Source organism: Pseudalkalibacillus sp. R45 (assembly GCF_052246725.1).
Lineage (GTDB): Bacteria > Bacillota > Bacilli > Bacillales > Fictibacillaceae > Pseudalkalibacillus.
This window is the reverse complement of record NZ_JBQQCL010000013.1, coordinates 60,540-80,365: the sequence shown is the minus strand read 5'-3', so window position 1 is coordinate 80,365 and position 19,826 is coordinate 60,540. Positions and strand designations below refer to the sequence as shown.

At 41.1% G+C, this 19,826-nt stretch carries 21 protein-coding genes and 1 other annotated feature; of the genes, 7 read left to right on the top strand and 14 right to left on the bottom strand.

Annotated elements, in window-relative coordinates:
• Nucleotides 1–30: 30 nt before the first annotated feature.
• The 9 genes from ACTWQL_RS18675 to ACTWQL_RS18635 form a co-directional block, all read right to left on the bottom strand.
• A complete protein-coding gene (locus tag ACTWQL_RS18675; RefSeq protein WP_443143933.1) occupies nucleotides 31–804 on the bottom strand; it encodes a hypothetical protein in 774 nt (257 codons plus the stop codon).
• Nucleotides 758–1,450 (bottom strand): cobalamin B12-binding domain-containing protein, encoded by a 693-nt coding sequence (locus tag ACTWQL_RS18670; protein ID WP_443143932.1) that lies wholly within the window; start codon nucleotides 1,448–1,450, stop codon nucleotides 758–760. Before ACTWQL_RS18670 ends, ACTWQL_RS18675 begins: the two co-directional genes overlap by 47 nt.
• 24 nt (nucleotides 1,451–1,474) lie before the next feature.
• A complete protein-coding gene (locus ACTWQL_RS18665; RefSeq protein WP_443143931.1) occupies nucleotides 1,475–1,825 on the bottom strand; it encodes a hypothetical protein in 351 nt (116 codons plus the stop codon).
• On the bottom strand, nucleotides 1,822–2,127 hold the full coding sequence (locus tag ACTWQL_RS18660; RefSeq protein ID WP_443143930.1) for an antibiotic biosynthesis monooxygenase family protein: 306 nt from the start codon (nucleotides 2,125–2,127) through the stop codon (nucleotides 1,822–1,824). The genes ACTWQL_RS18665 and ACTWQL_RS18660 overlap by 4 nt, the downstream gene beginning before the upstream one ends.
• A gap of 142 nt (nucleotides 2,128–2,269) precedes the next feature.
• Complete coding sequence (locus tag ACTWQL_RS18655) at nucleotides 2,270–3,721, bottom strand: PH domain-containing protein (RefSeq protein ID WP_443143929.1); 1,452 nt, start codon at nucleotides 3,719–3,721, stop codon at nucleotides 2,270–2,272.
• The gene (locus ACTWQL_RS18650) at nucleotides 3,714–4,193 is read right to left on the bottom strand and encodes a PH domain-containing protein (RefSeq protein ID WP_443143928.1); all 480 of its coding nucleotides are present in this window, start codon (nucleotides 4,191–4,193) and stop codon (nucleotides 3,714–3,716) included. Before ACTWQL_RS18650 ends, ACTWQL_RS18655 begins: the two co-directional genes overlap by 8 nt.
• 165 nt (nucleotides 4,194–4,358) lie before the next feature.
• Nucleotides 4,359–5,585 carry a D-alanyl-D-alanine carboxypeptidase family protein gene (locus ACTWQL_RS18645; RefSeq protein ID WP_443143927.1) on the bottom strand — a complete coding sequence of 409 codons (1,227 nt, stop codon included), beginning with the start codon at nucleotides 5,583–5,585 and terminating at the stop codon, nucleotides 4,359–4,361.
• A gap of 169 nt (nucleotides 5,586–5,754) precedes the next feature.
• Nucleotides 5,755–6,144 (bottom strand): NUDIX hydrolase, encoded by a 390-nt coding sequence (locus tag ACTWQL_RS18640; protein ID WP_443143926.1) that lies wholly within the window; start codon nucleotides 6,142–6,144, stop codon nucleotides 5,755–5,757.
• Between the two features lie 244 nt (nucleotides 6,145–6,388).
• Nucleotides 6,389–7,195 carry a hypothetical protein gene (locus ACTWQL_RS18635; RefSeq protein ID WP_443143925.1) on the bottom strand — a complete coding sequence of 269 codons (807 nt, stop codon included), beginning with the start codon at nucleotides 7,193–7,195 and terminating at the stop codon, nucleotides 6,389–6,391.
• Nucleotides 7,196–7,434: 239 nt separating this feature from the next.
• On the opposite strand from ACTWQL_RS18635, the gene ACTWQL_RS18630 reads away from it, so the two are divergent.
• Nucleotides 7,435–8,691 carry a helix-turn-helix domain-containing protein gene (locus tag ACTWQL_RS18630; RefSeq protein WP_443143924.1) on the top strand — a complete coding sequence of 419 codons (1,257 nt, stop codon included), beginning with the start codon at nucleotides 7,435–7,437 and terminating at the stop codon, nucleotides 8,689–8,691.
• A gap of 13 nt (nucleotides 8,692–8,704) precedes the next feature.
• Nucleotides 8,705–9,166, top strand: a complete 462-nt coding sequence (locus ACTWQL_RS18625; protein ID WP_443143923.1) for a hypothetical protein — start codon at nucleotides 8,705–8,707, stop codon at nucleotides 9,164–9,166.
• A 100-nt stretch (nucleotides 9,167–9,266) separates the two neighbouring features.
• Here ACTWQL_RS18625 and ACTWQL_RS18620 read toward each other — a convergent pair whose 3' ends face one another.
• Together ACTWQL_RS18620 and ACTWQL_RS18615 are read right to left on the bottom strand one after the other, a co-directional pair.
• Nucleotides 9,267–9,422 carry a hypothetical protein gene (locus tag ACTWQL_RS18620; protein ID WP_443143922.1) on the bottom strand — a complete coding sequence of 52 codons (156 nt, stop codon included), beginning with the start codon at nucleotides 9,420–9,422 and terminating at the stop codon, nucleotides 9,267–9,269.
• A 176-nt stretch (nucleotides 9,423–9,598) separates the two neighbouring features.
• Nucleotides 9,599–10,111 (bottom strand): DNA-3-methyladenine glycosylase I, encoded by a 513-nt coding sequence (locus ACTWQL_RS18615; RefSeq protein ID WP_443143921.1) that lies wholly within the window; start codon nucleotides 10,109–10,111, stop codon nucleotides 9,599–9,601.
• Between the two features lie 171 nt (nucleotides 10,112–10,282).
• Here ACTWQL_RS18615 and ACTWQL_RS18610 point away from each other — a divergent pair, with 171 nt between their 5' ends.
• Both ACTWQL_RS18610 and ACTWQL_RS18605 read left to right on the top strand, forming a co-directional pair.
• Nucleotides 10,283–10,873, top strand: coding sequence for a sigma-70 family RNA polymerase sigma factor (locus ACTWQL_RS18610; protein WP_443143920.1), 591 nt, complete (start codon nucleotides 10,283–10,285; stop codon nucleotides 10,871–10,873).
• A complete protein-coding gene (locus ACTWQL_RS18605; RefSeq protein ID WP_443143919.1) occupies nucleotides 10,857–11,711 on the top strand; it encodes a hypothetical protein in 855 nt (284 codons plus the stop codon). Before ACTWQL_RS18610 ends, ACTWQL_RS18605 begins: the two co-directional genes overlap by 17 nt.
• Nucleotides 11,712–11,834: 123 nt before the next feature.
• Here ACTWQL_RS18605 and ACTWQL_RS18600 read toward each other — a convergent pair whose 3' ends face one another.
• Together ACTWQL_RS18600 and argS are read right to left on the bottom strand one after the other, a co-directional pair.
• The gene (locus tag ACTWQL_RS18600) at nucleotides 11,835–12,239 is read right to left on the bottom strand and encodes a VOC family protein (protein ID WP_443143918.1); all 405 of its coding nucleotides are present in this window, start codon (nucleotides 12,237–12,239) and stop codon (nucleotides 11,835–11,837) included.
• Nucleotides 12,240–12,259: 20 nt separating this feature from the next.
• Complete coding sequence (argS, locus tag ACTWQL_RS18595; RefSeq protein WP_443143917.1) at nucleotides 12,260–13,951, bottom strand: arginine--tRNA ligase; 1,692 nt, start codon at nucleotides 13,949–13,951, stop codon at nucleotides 12,260–12,262.
• Between the two features lie 61 nt (nucleotides 13,952–14,012).
• Nucleotides 14,013–14,223: a binding site (T-box leader), on the bottom strand.
• A gap of 229 nt (nucleotides 14,224–14,452) precedes the next feature.
• On the opposite strand from argS, the gene ACTWQL_RS18590 reads away from it, so the two are divergent.
• Nucleotides 14,453–16,294 (top strand): LTA synthase family protein, encoded by a 1,842-nt coding sequence (locus ACTWQL_RS18590; RefSeq protein WP_443143916.1) that lies wholly within the window; start codon nucleotides 14,453–14,455, stop codon nucleotides 16,292–16,294.
• A gap of 187 nt (nucleotides 16,295–16,481) precedes the next feature.
• On the opposite strand, the gene ACTWQL_RS18585 is transcribed toward ACTWQL_RS18590, so the two are convergent.
• Nucleotides 16,482–17,780: a Glu/Leu/Phe/Val family dehydrogenase gene (locus ACTWQL_RS18585; protein WP_443143948.1), complete on the bottom strand. Its 1,299-nt coding sequence runs from the start codon at nucleotides 17,778–17,780 to the stop codon at nucleotides 16,482–16,484.
• 333 nt (nucleotides 17,781–18,113) lie between these two features.
• Here ACTWQL_RS18585 and motA point away from each other — a divergent pair, with 333 nt between their 5' ends.
• Both motA and motB read left to right on the top strand, forming a co-directional pair.
• A complete protein-coding gene (motA, locus tag ACTWQL_RS18580; RefSeq protein ID WP_221569036.1) occupies nucleotides 18,114–18,914 on the top strand; it encodes a flagellar motor stator protein MotA in 801 nt (266 codons plus the stop codon).
• On the top strand, nucleotides 18,880–19,665 hold the full coding sequence (motB, locus tag ACTWQL_RS18575; RefSeq protein WP_443143947.1) for a flagellar motor protein MotB: 786 nt from the start codon (nucleotides 18,880–18,882) through the stop codon (nucleotides 19,663–19,665). The genes motA and motB overlap by 35 nt, the downstream gene beginning before the upstream one ends.
• Nucleotides 19,666–19,826: the final 161 nt, after the last annotated feature.

The window sequence follows — 19,826 nt, the reverse complement described above, 5'->3', positions numbered from 1 at the left end:
AGCAAAAAAACAGGAGCGACTTATCCATGGTCAGGCTCCTGTCTTTGTTTTGTTATTGAGTGACTTGAGCGCTTCTTTTAATGTAGAAACAAAAGTAAGATGATATTCTGTATCCAATTGATTCATGACAATCGCTTGTTGAGGAGATATCCCTATGATGATAGCCTCGATTTCTCCCATATACCATAACGTTTTGAATAACCGTTGAAGTCCCTCAAAGCCTTCCTTCTTGATTTCACCAACCCCTGTAAAATCGAAATATAAACTATCCTGATTTTTGTTGTGAGCGTTTGTTAGGATTTTATCTGATATCGTTTCGACCTTCTCTGCTGTCAAGTCCCCGAATAAAGGTACCAACGCTGAAGAATCGGTCAGTGAAATAAAGGGGCCAGACAGCTCATTCACTCTTTTCATAGCTTTCTCTAGATCATCTTTCTTTTCAAGCAATTCATAATTAGTATCTTCAAGTCTATTCCGCAGCCGATCAATTTGAGTGAATAATCGATCGTTTTCACCGGTCTTTTCAAGACAGACAACCTCAGCAGTATGATCCATGTTCCATGACACGCGTACCTGGAATAAGGAATATGGACTTTGGAACGTCTTCATCACAAGTTCAATTTCAATATCACCGTTCTTTGAATCCAGGTATCTTTTCGCTTTGACAACACTGTCTCCATCAATAAGTTCTAAGAATCCTTCCACATCCGGAAACTGTGAAACAGCAACCTTCGAGCGTCGGATGATTTCATAATCTCTATTTAGTTGAAAGTATAGGATTGGTATGTTGATTGTTTTTATCATCAGCGTTCTCCTCGACCTTTTGTTCCTCCAGCCATCGGCTCACTTCATCAATGTTTTTGAGAATTGTAGTCTGTGCTGTACAATAAGGCATCAAATCGTATAATCTACTGAGCCGTCCGCCAACCAAAATTCCAGGAGCACTAGAAGTGGCGCTCAGTCCCTCAATAAAAAGGTTCAATTTGGGGAGGTGGTACAAAATCGAAACCGAAATCCCGATGATATCGGGCTTCCATTCTTCTGCTTGGGAACAGGCATACTCAAGCGGTAAATTCGCCCCAAAAAGCCTTACATTCCAGCCGAAACTTTCGAATACACTTGCAATGATTTTCGTTCCGAGATAATGCTGTTCGTTTTCTAAACATAAAAACATTGCTTTTTTATTATGTTTGATCGGAGTCTTGCGGGTGATGTATCGAAATTTATAATAAGAGAGGACATAATCGCAGGTAGCAGTGGCAAGGTGTTCATCTGCGACTGAAATCTCATTATTTTCCCATAGCTCACCGACATGCTGCATCGCTTCAGTAAAAAGCTGCAAAACTTTCAAAATGTCTTCCTTAACGGCCAGTGACTCCAGGTACTCCTCACAGCTCAATTCATCCCCATTTAATAAATATCCCGTGAATTTCTTTGCATTTACTGTCATTCCGTCACCCGCCTCTGTCGCCTCTCACGTATTTTTCAATTCAACGATCGCTTTGTTCAATGCATTTTCGTATGCTTCTTTACGTTCTATGCCAAGCTCAACATCTAAAACTCCCTGGATCATTTCAAAATTAATATAGAGGTGCTCTGCAGTCATCTCATGCTTTTGGAGGATACCATTCAACCAAAGAGCATAATCCACAAAGAATTGGTCATTTTTCAATTCAAATGCCGTTTCTAAATGCTTGAAGTGGTGGTCATTGTCTTCACGGCATTTTTGTATCCCTTGCTCACCGTATCGTTCTTTAAGCTCAGGGTATTGTCTATAAATTTGCTCTACCACATTATCGATCATCCGTTCTTTTGTACCGATCATGTGGCCACCACGCTATACATACGGACTTTCGGAACAATTCCTGCTAATTCCTTGTCCGGATACTTTTTTTCTAATTCATGGATTCTTTTGAAATCATCACTTCGGACCCAACTCATATAGCTCTCTTTATCTTCGAATTTGATCTGAACGGTCAGCTCTTCAGGGGATTTGTCATTCTGCAGCAATTCGAACGAAACAAACCCTTGCGCTTTATCCACTGATTTAGATCGATTCCGGTAGATCTTTACGACTTCTTCTGATTTTTCTTTCGGTACAACCACTGTTGAATGAACGATGAACATCTCGTTACCTCATTTCCCTTTATGAAATCTATCTACACATTTCTTCATATCCTCGATATTTCCTTTATACATCACATGTTAAAAAACAAAAGGCTATAAAAGAAGAAGCCCCTGAGAACAGGAGCTTCAATTATTGTTATATTCATTGTAACTTACTTTCCTGAGACTTTCGAGAAAACCAACCAAACGCTTCGTTCCAATTTCTGGTTTCTACGTCCTTCAATTGAAAAACCTTGCCGACTCCACCTGATAAAATTGCAGTTTTCAACGTGATCAAATCATGACGTTGTTGAAATATGGATTGTTTGATCTCAAAATCCTGCATTCGTCTCTTTTTCGTGATAAGCATAGATCGTGAAAGCGTCCGTGTTTGCATATAAAAAGACTGCCCCTCGATCAACCATTTACTATCCTTGAAATCAAGAATTCCCCACATTACGAGGATTGGGACTGGCATAAACAGCAAAAACCAAAAGTGTGATGGAACCACCCAAAACAATGGGACCACAAGAATTGCTGGAGCAACATTTCGTAGAATATAACGCCTCATTGCCCGTTTCGGTAATGGTTTCATTTTTGCAGGCACGTTGTAGTCTGGCAGAATTTCCGCCAACTCCGCATTAATTTTTGAACGCTTGATGAACGGAAACAACATTGCAGAAACGCCCATTTCCGGCCCAGCACCACCAGCACTTTCTACATGTACGGTCGCAAAACCAAAAGGCTGTCGGAGGACACTTTCAACTACGCGTATTCCCTGGATCCGGTGCAAAGGAAGAGTAAGCTCCCGTTTTTCAAGCAATCCTCTGCTAATGACGATCCGGTCGTCGAAGCGTCTGATTTGGAAGTTAGCATATTTTAAGATCACACCGACAAAGGATATGAACCATGCAAAAAATAACGAAAAGAAAACCATACCAGCAATCACGATCCAACTAAACCCGCTTAACCAATTGAAAGCTTCTACATAAAATTCATCCGGAATAAAATTTTCGAACTGGGAGCTCAGGGTTCCAATCAGTGGCAGTGTGACACCAATTCCGCCTGAAGTAGAAGCCGCCAGCAGCAAATCTTTCAACGATAACGTATAGCTATAGGCAGGTTCTTCCCTCTCAGCTTCTGCCTGTATGTCATCTTCTTCTATCTTCGTTTTTTCTTCACGACGTAAAGCTTCTTTCAACTGCTCAGCATTCGCTAGACTGACTGCAGATAACGAAGCCTCTGCCCCACCAGGACCTCCAGCTGTTTCAATATTGATTTTCACAACATCAAAAATCCGGTGGAAAATCCCCTGGGTGTAATCGATCGATTGGATCCTTCTTTTCGGGATATAGCGTTTCTTCCTCACAAACACCCCATACTCGATTTTCAGTTCTTCACCTTCAATATGATAGGTGAACCGATACCAATGCAGGACACCGTAGCCTCCTAACAAGAGGATGAAGAGGAACGGCGCAAACGAAACCCAGGCCATTCCCGGTGGACTTCCAGGACCGAACAAGAAAAATATGACGATTGGGATGATCCATTCCTTGAGCATTTTTAAAAAGGACAATCCAGCAGCTAATGGATGAAGTCTTGTCGGCTCATACATCTTCTTCTGTCACCCTGGCCATTTGTGAGATGTAGTCCCGCACCTGATCTGCTGTTTCACGATCTAAAGCCGGAATTTCATGAGTTGTGGCAGCTGTAGAAATCGTGACAGTCGATAAATCATAGTGACGGAGAATCGGTCCTTGCTTTGTGTCAACATGCTGAACGCGTACCATAGGAATCAGCACCCTGCGAATGATCAAAAGCCCGAACTTCAATTCAATTTCATATTCCCGCACTTCATAACGCCAGACACGATGACGGATCGCTGGCAGTACTTGGATAAAAAGGTATGTAAGAAGAGCAGTAATTAATATGGTAATGATCGATACCCAAACCGGAACCGGAGTCAGAAGCACAAGAACAATACTTCCGATCGATAGTAAAATAAAGAAAAGACTATTGAAAACACCATAAATACGCCATACGGTCAAAGCTTTCGGCGCGATCTGGTTAGATGGTTCCAAACGCATGATGAATCGTGGCCCCCTGTCGTGTATTCAAGAACTCTTAACTGATTATAACCTAACTAGCCCACATTTCCTATATCACCCAATTTGTACTTTTAAGGTGATTTCCTGTTTTGCAGATAATTCGTCCTGAAACGTAAAAAGGGACCGACTTAGGCTTTCACAGCCTTAAGTCGAACCCTTTATCCGATTGATTTCTTCCATCATTCGCTTTTTCCGCAGCTTTTTCTTCTTCTGTCTTCTCCTTTTTCTAATGATGTTCCATACGAACAACACGACAAAGAGGAGTAAACTTCCTTTCAATAAAACAGAAAACAAGGAATTGCCCTCAACATCCTCAACCTTCACACTTCCGATTGCTTCTTTAATTCCTCCGCTCTTCTTTGTATTTGAAATAAGCGGGAAAGAAGCGATTTCTTCATCTGTATCATTTTTGATGATCAGGTTTCCTTCTTCATTGATTTTTGCTTCAAAGCCTTCATTGATTTTATGAGTGAACAATTTATCTTCGTTCAGCTTAATTTCTTTCCCATCAACATTTGTGAAGACCGTGCCTTTTTCAATTTTTTTCGTTTCATAATGTTCGAATCCATAATTCAACAGTTCGATTGTATCCTGATAGGCTTGTTCGGATGAATCGTTTTTCATCGTAACAACGATTAAAGAGGTACCGTTTCGTTCAGCAGCTGTTACGAGTGTATGCTTAGATTTACTTGTGTACCCATTCTTCACCCCGCTCGCCCCATCATAACGCCATAAAAGCTTATGGTGATTATAAAGGGTGGTCTCCCATCCAGCACCCTTCCAATCCAACTCTTTCGTACGGACAATTTCTTTAAACTCATCAAATTGCATCGCATATCGTGTGAATTCAGCCATATCCGCAGCCGTTGAGTAATGATCATCATCAGGCAGTCCATTTGGATTGACAAAATGGGTGTTTGTTAATCCAAACTCATCTTGTGCAAATTCATTCATATCATCTGCGAACGCGTCCACACTTCCCGATAGATGTTCGGCAATCGCGACGGCTGCATCGTTACCGGAATTGATCATCAATCCCTGCACGAGCTGGCGTAATGTCATCTGCTCCCCTTCTACCAGGTAGACTTGAGTACCCGGGGTGGTAGCTGCATTCTCGCTGATCGTCACGACATCATCCATTTTTCCAGACTCGATCGCCATAATCGCGGTTACGATTTTCGTAATACTCGCCGGATACATTCGTTTATCAGGATTGTCTTCTGCTAATACTTCACCAGTTTTTGCATCGATTAAAATGGAGGTCTCACTTAAAAGATCTGTTGGTTCATCGTCTTCTGCATGAATGTTTTCTGGGAGTATCCAAACAAAACTTAAAAGAAGAGACACAAATAATACTGTGATCTTTTTCATTTTTCGCGTGCCCCTATAAAAGATTTTTGGTCCAACAATAGCATTCGTATAAGATCGAGATTTTGACAGGACATCACACCAATTACCATTTTCTTTTAATTTCGGGACATTCGCAAAACAATATTTCCCATTTTTGCTTATTTTACAGAATTTTTAATATATTTTCTCTTCATGAAGATTGTTTGATGTATTCCGAAAGAAAAACGAGATCTTCGGGGAAAGACAAATCAAGTGTTTGCAGTTCTTTTAAGGACACCCATTTAATGTCATGAATCAATTCATCGGGATCCTGGATCTTCATCTCTCCACCTATGATCTGGATACGAAAGTAATGGACTGTGATATCGATGCCGAAACTTTGTCCTTTTTTCACGAATAACGACCGCTGAATATCACCGAGGTATCCCGTTTCTTCTTCTAGTTCACGCAAACAACATGCTTCGTAGCACTCCTCAACAAACTTTTCTCCGGATGGAACCGTCCATAGCTTTTCTTCGCCTTGTTGTACCATCAAAAGCTTTTGGTCCTTTATACAAACAGCAGCTGAGCCTTTCCACATTCTGACCCACTCCTCTCAACCACTAATTTGCTGTGCATCTTATATACCCTGTGTTGTAATTTGAAAAATCCGTTAAAGAAAACTTGGCAAAACCAAGCCTTTGGCGCAGGATTAGCCTTAGTTGCGCTTATACTGAAGAAAGTATTTTATACTTTATTGCTCACTAAAGAAAACCCGGACAAATTGTTCGGGTTTTCTTTTTAACAAAATTCATTTGTCCTAGCCTCTTTGAAATCAGTTCAATTTAATAGAAGTTTACGCGCCGTCTTGGTTTTCTCCGCTTCGTGATGATTTCTTTTCCAGTTTGTAGATCCAAGGATGAATAGCGGTCAGATCGACCCGTTTTCACGTCCAACTCTTGTATCAGTATCTCTTCACCATCCTTGAATAAAAACCTAGGGCAGATGGATACATCATATTCCTTAACAAGATCAAACTCTTCATCGAGCCTTAGAATCTTTTTCGGGCTTCTTTCTGTCAATGGATATGCGGATATGAACAGATCATTCTGTAAAACCAATAAATCTGCAGGTGCAAAATGAGTACCGAGCTCGACAAAATCAATTGATCTGCCATTTAGGATATACAACCTGGCCATATCAAGGTCGACTACGTACGCCGAAACACAGACAGAACTGTTGTACATATTCACATCCCAAATGAATCCATCAATTTCCCATTCTTCCACCAACTCTAAAGTTACTTTGGAGAATTGGTACACTGATCCTGTTTCACCATCTCCTTCACAAGCGATCACCACATGATCAGGAAATTCATAAATATTCGGAGTACCGTAAAGTTTCTTTTTAATGACTGTATCATTGTTCGGATTGACAGCTACAAGAGCAATATGGCCCTTTTTATCAACACGGTTGTAATACCACTTGTTCTTGTGATCATCAGTAAGTAAATCCTTCGTATTATCTTGGGTAAATTTTACTGTTTTTCTATTTAAAGTTTTTGATCTTTTTCCAATCCCCAGGTCATCAGAAGCATAAAACGGGTCTTTCGATTCACGTTTGTCATGGATGAAACTGTTCATTTTTCCCATTATGCTATCCTCCCATTCATGTCATAATTAAAATAAGAACATTCTTACTACAATGATTGTAATAATCTTTCCAAAATACAGAAAAACTAGTTTGAAAGACTAACTAGTAAACATATTTTGTGTTATATTTATTTTATCAAAGGAACATATGGTCCTGTATTGGGAAAAATGGTAGTTTTGATAGACGATATTTGATGGTTTTTCGGGTCAATTTTCCCAAGTTTGGGAGGGGGGATATTTTGATAGGACAACGAATAAGATATTACAGGAAAACAAAAGGCCTCACTCAGGAAGAATTAGCTAGGGGAATTTGCTCCGTATCGTATCTTAGTAAAATCGAAAATGGAGACGCCAAATCTAGTGAAGACGTCATTGAACTGCTCTGTGAAAGGCTTGGGATTTCCCCCACTGAAGAGCAGTTAGATGTAAATATACTTGGATTACTAAATGAGTGGAATTACTTAATTATTCTTCGGAAGTATGAAGAAGCCGAAGAACTTCATTCAAAAATAAAAAAGTATCTTCCTTTTATAGAAGATCCTCTACTTCTTACAAGATACGATTTGTTTTTAATAAGGTTCTACTTAATAAAAAACAACTTAGATGAGGCAAAACCTCTGATTAGAAAAATTAGTAAACTGCAAGAAACGTATCAAGACCCTTCCATAAACTTCTATTACTATTTTATAAAGGGCTTCTATTACTATTATGTAAAAGAATATTCTGAAGCTATTATCCATTTCGAAAAAGCCGAGGGTAATTTACAACAAACTCCACTTAATCAGGTTGAGGTTGGAGTCTTTTATTACAGTATTGCTTTATCTCATAGTTATTTATTCCACAGTACTTCTGTAATGACCTACGCTTACAAGGCGCTAGAAATATTTGACAGAGAATATAACTTCAGCAGGAGTTCTGATTGTCAAATCTTACTTGGTATAGCAAATCGTCGAATAAAGAGTTATTCTCAAGCAGAGTATCATTTTAATCAAGCATTAAAGTTTGCTGAATCGTTTAATGATAATCGCAGCTTAGGAATGATTTACCATAATATAGGGTTTGTCTACAGTAATAAAGGACAGCCTGAAACAGCTATTCAATACTACATGAAAAGCTTATCTATTAAAGATAAGTACGATAATTCAAACGTATATATTACTTATTATCTGATCGCTAAAGAGCATTTAAATTTAGATGAGTTAGAGCTTTCAAGACAGTGGTTAGATAAAGTCAAGAAACAATTGAAAGTAAAGAACAATGAAGAATATGAAATACATGCAAAGATATTAGAATATAGGTTGGAAGATGATTTTAATAAGGAATTTGAAGTTTACCTTAAAAAGGTAGCTATCCCATACTTCCAAAACAAAAATATTTTTGAACATGTTAGCGAGTACTCGTCCCTCTTGGCTGATTATTATTATAATAATTCACAATATAAGAGTTCTAGCGAGTATTACAAATTAGCTTTAATTACTAATAAAAAATTCACTTAAAAGGGTGTGTAAAATGAAAAGGTTTTTAAAGTCTGTAACACTACTTCTTTCATTTGGTTTGATCATGGTCAGTGGGTCTATCTTGTCACCGCATAATTTAAACAAAGACATTCAAGTATATGATGAGAATCCACCTATGTATAAATCTACGGTGGCGTTTGATGAAAACCCTCCACCAAAAAGCAGTTCAATTATTGCTTATGATGAAAATCCGCCGATGAGTAGTTCGGCTATTGCTTATGACGAAAACCCGCCGATGAGTAGTTCAGCTGTTGCTTATGACGAAAACCCGCCGATGAGTAGTTCGGCTGTTGCTTATGACGAAAACCCGCCGATGAGTAGTTCAGCTGTTGCTTATGACGAAAACCCGCCGATGAGTAGTTCAGCTGTTGCTTATGACGAAAACCCGCCGATGAGTAGTTCAGCTGTTGCTTATGACGAAAACCCGCCGATGTTCAAGTCTCTTACTTTATAATGAGGCACAGAAAAAGAACATAATCGTAGAAGGCATCTAAAAAGTGCCTTCTTTTTTATTTTTGGCTCTTTTCTAAAAGATTATTGCTTTTGAGTTAGTTTTAAAAATCACCTTGTGCAAGTTGAGTGGAGAACAAGGTGCGAGACTCCTCGAAAATGAAAATCGCATTTTCTTCGTGCGATGTAACGCTGCCGAAGCTTTCCTTGTCCTGCGGGATCAGCGTGCCTACTACCTGAATAATCTCCTCGCAAGGCATGCGACGAGGAAGCTCGCTTCGACAGGACTTTCTTGTAGACGCAGGAGCACAAATGCTTCCTTGAAAAGGAGACTCCTGAGGTCGCAAAGCGACGAGTGGGCTCACCGCACGCCCCGCGGAAAGCGAGCATCCTGGAGCGGAAATCAACGACTTTCACAAAGTTTCGGAAAACAGCCTTATTTCTTCAAAAAGCATTCTTCACTGTGGTCTGGATCTATGAAGCCTGCTGCCATCAGGAAGCTTTCCGCTGTTGTCAGTCCTACGTGTTTGAATGTGGTTTTAATCGCCTTTTGTCTTTCAAGCTGATCTTCTGGGAGTGAATCGAAATAGTTTTTTAGACTTCCATATTTAGAAATCAATTGCTCAGCTACATTAGCATTATGAATTGTTGCTTCAATCTTCCGGCGGTGACGGACGATGCCTTTATCCTCTAAGAGTGCTTCTACCTTTTCAATTTCATAGCTTTTTACCTTGGCAATCGAAAAGTTATCGAAGGCATTACGGAAATTTTCACGTTTATGCCAAATTGTTTTCCAGCTTAATCCTGCTTGAAAGATCTCTAATGTCAGGGCTTCAAAGAGCTCATCATCCCCTGATACAGGTTTCCCCCACTCTTCATCATGGTAACTGATCAATAATGGGTCGTTTTCACACCAACCGCACCTGACAATTGTTTTCGTACCATCCATTAAACCACTCCTCAAGCTAAACTCATATATACTAAACATATATCTTATATCCTACTTTACTCGTTATCTCGCGAGCCGTCTATTACTGCTTCACAATTTTTTTGCAAACCTGAAACGGATTGGTCGTTGTTTACGTCAATAGGTTAAAGACATATAAGGGAGGTCAGCAGGTTGGAAGAATATCAACCGAGAAATCGGTCTAAGATACAGCTTGATAACGTGATCGGCCGGTACCCGAAAGAGGAGGTCCTCGAGCACATGATGGACCAGTATGGGGAAAAATTGACGCGTCTAGCATACACCTATGTAAAAGATTGGGGAAAGGCAGAGGATATCGTCCAAGAAGCCTTTGTGGCTTGTTATACAAAGCTGGATACGTTCCGTGGAGAATCATCTGTGAAAACCTGGATCTATCGGATTACGATCAATCGGTGCCATGATTATCATAGAACCTGGTCGTTCAAGAACCTCCAATTTACCGATAAAATCTCCCGTTGGATGAAGGGAGAAACACAGACGCCTGAAGCTGATCTGATTGCAAAGGATGAAAGCGAAACATTAGCCAAACAAATGCTTACCTTACCTCTTAAATATCGAGAGGTGCTCCTCTTGTATTATTTCGAGGAGTTATCGATCCAGGAGATCAGCATGATGCTCCTGACAAACGAATCAACGATAAAAACACGTCTTCATCGAGGCCGTCAGCTTCTTAAAGAAGTCATTTCATCAGAAAGGAGTATCGGTGATGGAAAATCATCTTAAAGATCTTAATAAATCATTGAATCGAATGATGTCGTCAGAAGAACGTTTCACAGATAAACAAAAACAGAATATCCGGGACGCCATTGCTAAGAAACGATCATCACGATTTTCGTTCATGTATTCGCATTGGAAACCGATACTCAGTACTGCAGTTTGTCTTTTTCTTGTAATGGCAGTCGTTCAGGTTGCAATGGATAACTTCCCATCAAGTAGCGAACATTCTAGTGAATCAAGTGATGCTGGAATCAATTCAGCAGCCGATAAAAGCGCAAGCCCGGAAAGCGCTGCCCTCCCCGAAAGAACGATGCCTGCTTTAGATGAATCAGATAAGGGAGATGCCAAACTAGATGCATCGAAGGACGATTTTTCGATAGCTGAAAAAGATGATGGCCAGCAACAGACGATCTCCGGACCCTTGTTACCTATAGACGATCGTCTTTTAACAGTGTATGAACAGGTGAAAGCTGAGCAGAGCCAGGATGCACTCAAAGGTCTGCATCCATTCGGGGTCATGCAGATCCATTATCATGCGATCCAACAAAATGACTATGAAACCGTGTATATCATGTATTATCAAGATCCCGCTGGATCCATGCCATCCAAACAGCACTATCTTGATGAAATTGCAAAAGACCCCGTATTGCGCAAAAATACCGAAAAGAAACTGCAAGAGATCCAGGAAGTGGAAAAATTCAATCAAGTCGTTAAAGAGACACCTATGGATCGAGAAGAAGCGTATATCACATGGGGCGGCACCGGGGAAAACATGAAGTTCTTCAGGCTCGTCCGAGATGAAACAAAAGATATCTGGGCGGTCTCATGGCTCGCCTCTCAATAAAGAAAACTTGGCAAAGCTAAGCCCTTACGAAGGCTGAGCTATAGTTGCCTATTTCTTTCTTAAAGCGTTAATCAAGAAAACCTGAGTGGAAAGGTACCTCCATTCAGGTTTTCAGCTTTTTCCTCAAAATGGTGCTACGAGTTCAACTTTGATCCGATCGGGATCTTCGAAATAGACGGCGTAATGGTCAGATCCACCTGCATATGGATGACGATCCGGATATAAAACCGTCACGCCTCTTTTCTTCAATTCATCCGTCAGCTGATCGACTTGATCCATGGATTCCGCATAAAAGGCTAAATGGTTGAGACCGACCCGACAGCGGTGGTACGGAACGTCAAGGTATTTCTTTTCAGCTTGGACGAATACGATATAAGAATCTTTCAGCTTCCAGCTTCGTCCCTTACCCCATTTCTGATATTCGAAATAGCCGAGCTCCGGAAGAAGCCATCCCCAGAACTCAATCGTTTTCTCCAGATCAGAGACATATAGTTCAATGTGATGGATGAGACCCTTCTTCCTTCTCATTTTATATCGATCACCCCTTCTTACATCTTCTCCGGCGCCTTGATGCCAAGCAGCCGAAGTCCTTCCTTCAACACAACCGTCACAGCTTTTGCTACATTCAACCGGGCCAATTGTTCCTCTTTCGTTCCAGACAGGATCCGTACTTTCCCATAATATTGATTGAAGTATCGGGACAACTCGATCAAATACCGTGAGATGATCGACGGTTCATATTCCTTCAAAGCCCGGTCCAGCGTACCAGGAAACTTCTCAAGCGTCAGGATGATCTCCCATAAATACGGTTCGTCGATATCATAAGAAGCTGCTGGTTCCTCAATCGTCCATTCTCCCTTCGCTAACAACGTACAAGCACGTGCATGTGAATATTGGACATAAGGGCCAGTTTCTCCTTCAAAACGGAGCATGCTTGTAATATCGAATTCGACGCTGTTCAATCGTGATTGTTTCAAATCATTGAAAATAACTGCGCCGACTCCCACCATTTCTGCAACCGTTTCTTTATTTTCCAACGTCGGGTTTTTACTCTCGATATTTTCTTTTGCCTGCTGAATGGTTTGAGTAAGGACTTCTTCAAGCAATACCGTCTTCCCTTTTCGTGTAGACATTTTCTTTCCATCTTGCAGGATCATCCCAAAAGGAATATGATCCATGTCATCTGCCCATGCATATCCCATTTTTGAAAGGACTTTTTTCACTTGTTCAAAGTGCAAGGATTGCTCGTGACCAACGACATACAAAGATTTCACAAATTGATAGGTTGTTTTTCTGTATTTAGCCGCTGCCAGATCTCTTGTCGCATAAAGAGAGGCACCGTCCTTTTTCTGGATCAGGGCAGGCGGAAGGTTGAACTCTGAAAGATCGACCACCATCGCCCCCTCTGACTCAATTAACAATTTCTTTTCGCTGAGCTCTTCTACGACGGGTTTCATTTTATCATTGTAGAACGCTTCCCCATTCATCGAATCGAATTGCACATCAAGTAAATCATATATCTTTTGGAACTCCTGTAAGGATTCTTCTCTGAACCAGGTCCACAATTTTCTCGCTTCTTCATCTCCGTCTTCCAGTCTTTTGAACCATTCTCTTCCTTCATTGTCAAGATCAGGGTTATCCTTCACTTCTTCGTGGTATTTAACATACAGAGTGTTCAATTCCTTAATCGGACTTTTCTTGACGGCCGTTTCGTCCCCCCACTTGGTGTAGGCTGTCATCAGTTTTCCGAATTGTGTGCCCCAATCCCCTAGATGGTTGATACGGAACGGCTGGTATCCTTTTTTGGAAGCGATGTTGGCAATTGCATTACCAATCACCGTTGAGCGCAAATGCCCCATGGAAAAAGGCTTGGCAATGTTCGGTGATGAGAGATCGATGGTAATAGTACCTTTATTCGTCGTTTCACTTCCATATGACTGTCCATTTTTTAAAATCTTAGAAATGACCGCTTGTGTCAGTTGCTTTTTAGGCAAGAAAACGTTCAGGTAGGGTCCTGCAGCTTCTATTCGTTCAAAGTGGGTTGACCCCTTCAAATCTTCTGCTAATGTTTGGGCAATTTGAACCGGTGATTTTTTAAACGTTTTTGCTAGTATAAAACATGGAAAGGCAAGGTCTCCTAAAGATCGGTCTGGTGGTACTTCCAGGTTTTTTTCGATATCGCTTGCCGGAAGATCGATCACTTTCTCTAAATGTTGGGCTGTGTATTGCTGTATTGTCATGGCCATTCACTCCTTCTTTTTCAATTAAGGCTCATTCAATAAAAAAAACGCCTCTCATTAAATGAGAGACGAGATTATCCCGCGGTACCACTCTGCTTGTTCCACATTAAGAACCAACTTTGTCCCCATAACGCAGGGCGGCGGCTTTTCCTACTCGCTTTCAAAAAAGCTTTTCCGAGGTGCGGTTCAATAACAGGCTATACTGGACTTCCACCAACTCCAGTTCGCTTTCAGGATCACCTGATATCTACTCTCCTCTTCAAGAAAGTTCGTTGTTAATTTTTTCTTATTATAGTCATCTTCACGATAAATGGCAATAGTAAATGAGGAAGAGTTTTGCGGGACCTATAACTTTAATAAATTAACAAAATTTGTTATTATGAAGATTCGGAATGAACGCCATTTAAAAGAAATACGGAACTTTCTGTTCATTTGCTCGTCTATAAAAGAGGTATGGATTATGCAACAGTGTGCGCTTGTGTCAACTAGGAGGTTGCAATTATGAAAGAGCGAATCAAAAATTACGATAGCGTGATCATTACAGCATTTCTGCTGTGGATCAAAACCTATTTCGTTTATAAAATATGCTTCAACCTAGAGACGAGCAATTGGGTACAAGAATTGATCCTGGTAATCAATCCTCTTAGTTCTGTGCTTTTTTCTTTAGCACTTGTCTTTCTCTTCCCAACCCGCCTGCGTAATCGAGTCACCTTGATCATTGCAGCTTCATTTTCAATCATCCTGTATGCCAATACATTGTATTATCGGTTTTTCAATGATTTCATCACTGTCCCTGTTTTATTCCAGACGAATAACGTCGGGGACATCGGAAACAGTGTCATTGCACAAACCTATTGGTATGACATTATCTTTTTTGCCGACCTCATTCTCTTGCACTTCTTATACAAGCGCGGCCACCTAAAGCAAACAGCTTATCCGAAAGCCACCCTGTATAAATTACTGATAACCGCTGTTGTGATCCTAGCTGTCAATCTTGGTCTTGCAGAATCTGAAAGACCGGAATTACTGACACGGACATTTGATCGGGAACTGCTTGTAAAAAACCTTGGTACTTACAATTACCATCTGTACGACCTCGTTTTGCAGTCTAAAACATCTGCTCAGAAGGCTTTAGCGGATAACGTGGATATCGTGGAGGTCAATCAGTATACAGCGCATAAATCAGTAGAGCCGAATGAAGATTTGCATGGGATTGCTGAAGGCAAGAACATCATAATGATTTCAATGGAATCAACCCAGCAGTTTGTGATTGGAAGAGAAATCAACGGGAAGGAAATTACACCTTTCCTCAATGAATTCATCCAGGATAGTTATTACTTTAACAACTTTTATCACCAAACCGGTCAAGGAAAAACATCTGATTCTGAGTTTCTGATTGAAAACTCTTTGTATCCTTTGCCAAGAGGAGCTGTCTTCCAAACACATGCATTGAATGAATATTATGCAACACCTGAAATCATCAAGAAACATGGCTATTTCAGCACTGTCTTTCATGGAAACAATAAAAGCTTCTGGAATAGGGACATCATGTATCAGTCCTTAGGTTATGATCAATTCTATGCAGAACAGTATTATTCGATTGATGAAACGAACAAAATCAATTACGGATTGAAGGATGAGCCTTTCTTCGACCAATCGATGAAATATGTAAAGGATCTTCCACAGCCGTTTTATGCTAAATTCATCACATTGACAAACCATCATCCATTCAAATTCAGTGAAGAAGATCAAATGATCCCCACTTTCGATACGGGAGATCCTATCGTTGATCGTTACCCTGTCACTGTCCGCTATACGGATGAGGCGATTAAAAATTTCGTGCAACAATTGAAAAATGAGGGTCTGTATGAGGATTCGATCATTATCATTTACGGGGACCATTATGGTATATCCGAACAGCATAACAATGCGATGGCCCAGGTATTCAATAAAGAAATCACACCTTATGATAATGTCCAGTTACAACGTGTTCCTCTGATCATCCATATTCCTGGTCAAGAGGGGAAAACCATTTCGAACGTTTCTGGGCAGATTGATCTTAAACCGACGATCCTGAATCTGCTCGGTATTGAAAATAAAGGAATCCAATTCGGTACAGATCTCTTATCAGAAGACCATAAAAACTTCGCAGTTCTACGTGACCGCAGCATTGTAACCGATAAGTACGTCTATACTTCGGATATGTGTTACGACCGTAAGTCCGGAAAAGTAGTGGTACGTGAATCCTGTTCAGAAGCGAGAGAAAAACTGATTGAGCTTGAATTATCTGATGGTTTGATCTACGGTGACCTGCTGCGGTTTACAAAGTATGCAAAAGAGTGACTTAGTGAGGCTGGAGCTTCCAAGTCACTCTTTTTTTGATATATCCTACGAAAATAATCGAAATAAGTAAGCGGACTATAGTAGCCATCCGCCCGAATTAGGTCTATTGAGGGATGGAGAAGCTTGTCAGTATTTCTCGTGATTTCTTTTATTTCAACAGATATTAGACGGTAAAAAAAATCTTAAGTCAACAATCGACCGGCATCTCCCAATTCTTGATCCAGCCTCGTGCTTTCATCGCTTGAGCCAATCGCCCGACACCCACCAGATAAGCCGCTTCTCTCATCTTCACCTGTTTTGCTTCCTTTATCTCGTACACGGCTTTAAATGCGGCTGTCATTTTTTCTTCTAGCTTTTCCAATACCTCTTCCTCTTTCCAAGCATAGTGCATGGCATTCTGTACCCATTCAAAATATGATACCGTAACGCCGCCGGAATTACACAAGATATCAGGTATGATAAAAACACCATTGTCCTCTAAAATTTGAGTCCCTTCTGGTGTAGTCGGCCCGTTTGCAGCTTCTGCTACGATTTTTGCTTTGATATCTCCTGCATTATCTCCAGTGATTTGATTTTCTAATGCGGCAGGAATGAGAATGTCGCAGTCCAAACCAAATAAATCTTGATTTGAAATGTCTTTACTGTCTGAAAAGCCTTTGACGGTCTTATGGTCTTCCATGTACGCGATCAATCCAGGGATATCAAGACCATTTTCGTTCAATGCCCCGCCTTTCGCATCAGTCACTGCAATAACTTTCACTCCTGCCTCAGCCAAAAATTTCGCGGTGATCGAGCCGACGTTTCCAAAACCTTGTATAGCTGCCTTCATTCCAGAGAGGTCCAGGTTCAACCTTTTTGCAGCCTCTTGTATGGTGATGACGACACCTCGGCCTGTCGCTTCAATCCGCCCTTCCGATCCACCAATGATCAAAGGTTTTCCTGTGATAAATCCTGGTACATTATGCCCTCTTAAACGATCGAATTCATCAAGCATCCACCCCATGATTTGCGGACTTGTATTGACATCGGGAGCTGGGATGTCTTTCTCCGGACCCATGATCGGTTCAAGCTCGCGAATGAATCCGCGGCTCAGCTCTTCAATTTCACGTTCTGACATGTCTTCCGGATTAACGATGATTCCTCCTTTTCCACCGCCGAAGGGAATACCGACAATCGCTGTTTTCAAGGTCATCCACATCGATAGCGCAATGACCTCATCTTCATTTACGTTAGGGTGAAAACGGACCCCTCCTTTAGTTGGTCCGAGGATATCGGTATGCTGAGAGCGCATACCCGTATAATTGACGACGTCTCCGTCATCCCGCCTCACAGGGATAGACACTTTCATGATTCTTTTCGGTTTCTTTAAAATATCATAAACCCCTTCTTGAAGCTCAAGGGTTTCACATGCACGTTCGATCAAGCGTTGGACAATATGATAAGGGTTGGTGATTTCCTCACCGTCCCTCTCCTCTTTTGCAGGCATTTCCGGCTTTACTGTTCCTGCTAGTTCTTTTGCAACGTGCTCCTCGGCTTGTTTATTGTTTGCTCCCATTTATACAACCTCCATTACTGCCCGCATTTATACAGACCTCTTTTTACCATTTGTGGTCTTAGTATGTCCCGTTTTACAATACTTCTACTCATCCTTCTGGATTTACATTGATGATGTCTCTTTAAATTTCCACGCTCTATTGATTCCAAATTCCTATTAAACAAATATAGGAAAGTTGACGATATTAACCATAACAATATCGTTTTTTCTCTTAGACAATTGGGCGGATTTTGATAGAAATTTTAAAGTGAGGATGAGCTTCTTATGGATAAAGCTTCAGTGATCGGAATCATTCTTGGGGTCATTGCCATCGGGGTAGGGATGTTTTTAAAAGGGGTGAACCCTGTTGCTCTTTTCAATCCCGCTGCGCTACTGATTATCTTTGCAGGAACGGCCGCTTCGATACTCATTGCCTTCCCTTTGAATGAAATAAAAAAAATTCCTAAGCTCTTGAAGATTTTGTTTACGGATAAAAAAATGACGACAGTCGAAGAATTAGTCCCGATCTTTGCGGATTGGGCTACCATTGCAAGAAAGGAAGGACTCCTTGCATTGGAGACTCATGCAGACGACATTGACGATCCATTTCTAAAAAACGGCATGAAGATGGTGATTGACGGTCAGACGCCCGAATTCATTCGTGATGTCATGGTCGAGGATCTTGCTGCTATGGAAGAGCGGCATGAAAGCTCAGCAGCCATCTTCACACAGGCTGGCACTTATGCCCCTACATTAGGTGTCCTTGGAGCAGTAGTCGGACTTATTGCTGCTTTAGGGAACCTGCAGGATATCGATGCATTAGGAAAAGCCATCGCTGCAGCGTTCATTGCTACGCTATTCGGTATTTTCACAGGATACGTGCTATGGCACCCTTTCGCAAACAAGTTGAAACGGAAATCAAAGCAAGAAGTAATGGTGAAACAAGTCATGGTTGAAGGAATTTTATCAATTCAAGACGGGGCTTCCCCTCGTGTCATAGAAGAAAAGCTGAAAATCTATGTCCCTGCTAATCAGCGAAATCAAGAAACTCCTGTTGTCCAGGAAGGAGAGGGGCTTAATGCTTAAAACCCGCCAAAAGAAAAAGGAAGAGCACATTGATGAAACCTGGCTAATCCCTTATGCAGATATGCTGACCCTGCTTCTGGCGTTGTTCATTGTCCTGTTTGCAGTAAGTACTGTTGATGCTGCAAAGTTCGAGAACATGGCGAACTCTTTCAAGTCTGCACTGAATGGCGGAACTGGTCCCTTGGATTATACAAGCCCTGTAAGCATTGTTGAACAGACATCGATACCGACAAGTGAGAATGCTCTTGTACCTACGGATGATCGCGAAAAAAAGGATGGCGATCTCGATCAATTACAGTTGAAAGAAATTAAAGAGAAAATCGATGGCTATATTGACGATAACAACTTGAATAAAAGTTTGAAAACGACGCTTACGGAGAGCGGATTGATTATAACAATATTGGATAATGCACTATTTGATTCAGGTAGTGCTTACATTAAAGAAGGAGCTGTGGGACTTGCAAAAGAGATCTCCCAGTTGCTCGTAACAGACCCCCCGAGACAAATCGTCATCGCGGGCCACACGGATAATGTACCGATAAAAAATAATGAATTCAGCTCGAATTGGGAGTTAAGCGCACAGCGTTCCATCAATTTCATGCAACTGTTGCTTCAAAACGAAAACCTCGATCCTACGAAGTTCAGTCAAACGGGTTATGGGGAGTTTCAACCTGTCGCCTCAAACGACACACCTGAAGGACGAGCGAAGAACAGACGAGTAGAAGTGAAGATCTTGCCGTACAAGGAATAGAGTTTCAGATAAAGAAAACTTGGCGAGGCCAAGCCTTTTGTAGGTCGAGCCTTAGTTGCCCTTATACTAAAGAAAGTATTTTATACTTTCTTTAAGTATGAAAGGAGTGACCGCTGATGGGTCACTCTTTTTGATTATGTAGGGTTAGGGGGATAACGGAC

Bases quoted from the DNA above. Each gene is read 5' to 3' on its own strand.
- ACTWQL_RS18675 (WP_443143933.1), bottom strand. From the start codon at position 804: ATGATAAAAACAATCAACATACCAATCCTATACTTTCAACTAAATAGA.
- ACTWQL_RS18670 (WP_443143932.1), bottom strand. From the start codon at position 1,450: ATGACAGTAAATGCAAAGAAATTCACGGGATATTTATTAAATGGGGAT.
- ACTWQL_RS18665 (WP_443143931.1), bottom strand. From the start codon at position 1,825: ATGATCGGTACAAAAGAACGGATGATCGATAATGTGGTAGAGCAAATT.
- ACTWQL_RS18660 (WP_443143930.1), bottom strand. From the start codon at position 2,127: ATGTTCATCGTTCATTCAACAGTGGTTGTACCGAAAGAAAAATCAGAA.
- ACTWQL_RS18655 (WP_443143929.1), bottom strand. From the start codon at position 3,721: ATGTATGAGCCGACAAGACTTCATCCATTAGCTGCTGGATTGTCCTTT.
- ACTWQL_RS18650 (WP_443143928.1), bottom strand. From the start codon at position 4,193: ATGCGTTTGGAACCATCTAACCAGATCGCGCCGAAAGCTTTGACCGTA.
- ACTWQL_RS18645 (WP_443143927.1), bottom strand. From the start codon at position 5,585: ATGAAAAAGATCACAGTATTATTTGTGTCTCTTCTTTTAAGTTTTGTT.
- ACTWQL_RS18640 (WP_443143926.1), bottom strand. From the start codon at position 6,144: ATGTGGAAAGGCTCAGCTGCTGTTTGTATAAAGGACCAAAAGCTTTTG.
- ACTWQL_RS18635 (WP_443143925.1), bottom strand. From the start codon at position 7,195: ATGGGAAAAATGAACAGTTTCATCCATGACAAACGTGAATCGAAAGAC.
- ACTWQL_RS18625 (WP_443143923.1), top strand. From the start codon at position 8,705: ATGAAAAGGTTTTTAAAGTCTGTAACACTACTTCTTTCATTTGGTTTG.
- ACTWQL_RS18620 (WP_443143922.1), bottom strand. From the start codon at position 9,422: ATGCCTTGCGAGGAGATTATTCAGGTAGTAGGCACGCTGATCCCGCAG.
- ACTWQL_RS18615 (WP_443143921.1), bottom strand. From the start codon at position 10,111: ATGGATGGTACGAAAACAATTGTCAGGTGCGGTTGGTGTGAAAACGAC.
- ACTWQL_RS18605 (WP_443143919.1), top strand. From the start codon at position 10,857: ATGGAAAATCATCTTAAAGATCTTAATAAATCATTGAATCGAATGATG.
- ACTWQL_RS18600 (WP_443143918.1), bottom strand. From the start codon at position 12,239: ATGAGAAGGAAGAAGGGTCTCATCCATCACATTGAACTATATGTCTCT.
- argS (WP_443143917.1), bottom strand. From the start codon at position 13,951: ATGACAATACAGCAATACACAGCCCAACATTTAGAGAAAGTGATCGAT.
- ACTWQL_RS18590 (WP_443143916.1), top strand. From the start codon at position 14,453: ATGAAAGAGCGAATCAAAAATTACGATAGCGTGATCATTACAGCATTT.
- ACTWQL_RS18585 (WP_443143948.1), bottom strand. From the start codon at position 17,780: ATGCCTGCAAAAGAGGAGAGGGACGGTGAGGAAATCACCAACCCTTAT.
- motA (WP_221569036.1), top strand. From the start codon at position 18,114: ATGGATAAAGCTTCAGTGATCGGAATCATTCTTGGGGTCATTGCCATC.